The sequence below is a fragment of the Pedobacter sp. Leaf132 genome (genome assembly GCF_920984695.1).
Classification (GTDB): domain Bacteria; phylum Bacteroidota; class Bacteroidia; order Sphingobacteriales; family Sphingobacteriaceae; genus Pedobacter.
In genome coordinates this window covers 1-2,656 of record NZ_CAKLBO010000019.1, presented here as the reverse complement: position 1 = coordinate 2,656, position 2,656 = coordinate 1, and the positions used below count along the sequence as shown (strand labels likewise).

At 43.9% G+C, this 2,656-nt stretch carries 2 protein-coding genes; both read left to right on the top strand.

Annotation, left to right across the window (positions count from 1 at the left end; all coding sequences use genetic code 11):
* Positions 1 to 228 precede the first annotated feature (228 nt).
* Positions 229 to 1,752: an IS21 family transposase gene (istA, locus tag LUA86_RS19155; protein ID WP_231465797.1), complete on the top strand. Its 1,524-nt coding sequence runs from the start codon at positions 229 to 231 to the stop codon at positions 1,750 to 1,752.
* Complete coding sequence (gene istB / locus LUA86_RS19150; RefSeq protein WP_231465796.1) at positions 1,718 to 2,518, top strand: IS21-like element helper ATPase IstB; 801 nt, start codon at positions 1,718 to 1,720, stop codon at positions 2,516 to 2,518. The genes istA and istB overlap by 35 nt, the downstream gene beginning before the upstream one ends.
* Positions 2,519 to 2,656: the final 138 nt, after the last annotated feature.

Sequence of the window (2,656 nt, the reverse complement as noted above, 5' to 3'; positions counted from 1 at the left end):
TGGATAAACCGCTTCAAATTGACCCCTCTTCGCCACTTTAAAAAGCCCCCCTTTGCCGAGTTAATTTGATAAGGTTCGCCAAAGCAAAAAGACCCCTTTGCGCCGATCCAAATTGACCCCCTTGAAATCGCAGATTCGTTTGTGCTGAATGGTTTATAGGAATATGTTTTTGTTTAGCTTTTAGCCGAACAAAAACTGCTGATTACAATGTCCAATAAGCCTATCAAAATGAATAAACTAAGACAGATCATCCGTCTATACAATCAGGGAACCGGGACCAAGCGTATCCATGCAATGGTATCCACTTCACGTAATACCATTAAAAAGTATATTCGCATCTGGCAGGCACTTGGCATCAGCTATGAAGAGTTTAATGCCAAGAGCGATAGCGATCTGGCCGTCATTTTCACCACACCTGTGGCCAGAATCTCCAGTGCACCCCGGATGCAGATTCTCCAAACACTATTGCCTGATTACTGTAAAAGATTGAAGAAAAAGGGTGTTACAAGGGAATCTCTCCACGAAGAATATGTGCAGAAACACCCTGACGGATATAGCCGTTCACACTTTAATAACGCCATAATGGTCTATCTGCAGCTATCCAGATCGGTGATGCATATTGAACATAAGGCTGGTGATAAGATATATATCGATTTTGCCGGTAAAAAGCTATTTCTTATCGGGAATGATAATACGAGGCAGGACGTAGAGGTATTTGTGGCGATACTTGGTTGCAGCCAGCTCACCTATGTTGAGGCTGTGGCCTCACAGAAGAAGGAGGATCTCATCGTCGCCTGTGAAAATGCACTTCGCTATTTCGGAGGTGTACCAGAGGCGATCGTGCCCGACAACCTTCGCTCCGCTGTTACAAGAGGAAGCAGGTATGAGGCGGTACTGAACGATGAGTTTGCTGCATTTGCGGAGCATTACGCAACGACAGTTATTCCCGCACGTGCCTATAAACCTCGCGACAAATCACTCGTGGAAGGAGCTGTGAAACTCATTTATAGAAGTATCTACAACAAACTTGATAATCGCCGTTTTGAAACCCTGGAGCAGCTCAATGCAGCAATAGCGCCTCTGCTCGAAATCCATAACAACAAGCACTTTTCTGGTAGAAACTACTCACGCAGGGAACAGTTTGAGGAAATCGAACGTGAAGCACTTGCCGTGCTTAATCCAGTTCGATATGAGGTGCATAAGCAGGTGATGGTTACCGTAATGAGAAACGGGCATGTGCGGCTGGGTGAGGATGTTCACTACTATAGTGTTCCATATAATTATGTTGGCAAAAAGGTGAAGTTGCTGTACACTTCCGGCTCTGTAAAAGTCTATTACAACTATACCATGATAGCTTTTCATTCAAGAGTGCGAACAAAGCACCATTATACCACCCAGGAAACCCATCTGGCGCCACAGCACCGGTATATCTCAGAATGGACCCCTGAGAACTTTATACGGCAGGCAGAAGAAATCCATAGTGATGTTGCCATTTATATATCAAAGGTGCTTGAGTATAAGGGACATCCGGAGCAGGCCCATAAATCCTGTTCGGGCATACTGAACTTTGCACGTCGTGTTGGAACGGTCCGGCTAACAAATGCCTGCCGTTGGGCAGATAATCTTGGACAGTATAACTACCGCATAATTGAGGAGATCCTGCGAAAACAGCTTGATCAGCTATCTGCAGAAGAACAGACAATAGAGATCCCTGAGCATGGAAACATCAGGGGTAAGGAATATTACCAGTAACAATAAACAGCAATTAGAAATGAACAATGAAACATTAGAGAAAATGAAACAGCTAAGGCTGTTTGGAATGTACGATGCATTTAGGACCAATCTGGAATCATCTGTAAAGGAATCGCTGACCACTGATCAGTTTATATCGGTACTGGTTGCAAGCGAGTGGGATGACAGGCGCAACCGTTCGGTGGACAGGACAATTAGGGCGGCTGCATTCCGATATAAGGCATCTCTTGAACATATTGATTACTCCATTGAGCGAGGCCTCGATAGGAACCAGGTGCACAGACTTGCGGCCCTGGATTTCATTAAGGAGCACAAGGATCTTTTTATAACCGGTTCCACAGGTACCGGAAAAAGCTATCTGGCCACCGCCCTTGGATATCAGGCATGTCAGAATGGATACAAAGTTCTGTATGTCAATACCGCTAAGCTTATGGGGCAGCTAAAGTTGGCGAAGGCTAAAGGTACCATCCTGGCAGAACTCAAAAAGATTGAAAGGGTTGATCTTCTTATTCTTGACGACTTCGGACTTCAGCCCTTCGACCCACAGTCAAGGGTTACTTTACTGGACATCATTGAAGATAGGCACCAGAAGCGTTCAACAATAGTTACATCACAAATACCAGTGAAGGAATGGTATGATATAATTGGTGAGAAAACAATAGCAGATGCGGTTCTTGACCGTATCGTTCATCACTCATTGAGAGTTGAATTATTTGGTGAATCTATGAGGAGGAGAAACTCTAAGATTGAAAACGTATTTTTGTAAAATAACAGTTGTTAAACAGGACTTGAAAGATCAATTCTAAAATGCCATTTAGTACAACAACTTCTGCTTTTTTCAAGCAACAACTCTGGGGGTCAATTTAAAATTGGCGAAAGGGGGTCAAATTTATTGGTATATGCA

Bases quoted from the DNA above. Each gene is read 5' to 3' on its own strand.
- istA (WP_231465797.1), top strand. From the start codon at position 229: ATGAATAAACTAAGACAGATCATCCGTCTATACAATCAGGGAACCGGG.
- istB (WP_231465796.1), top strand. From the start codon at position 1,718: ATGGAAACATCAGGGGTAAGGAATATTACCAGTAACAATAAACAGCAA.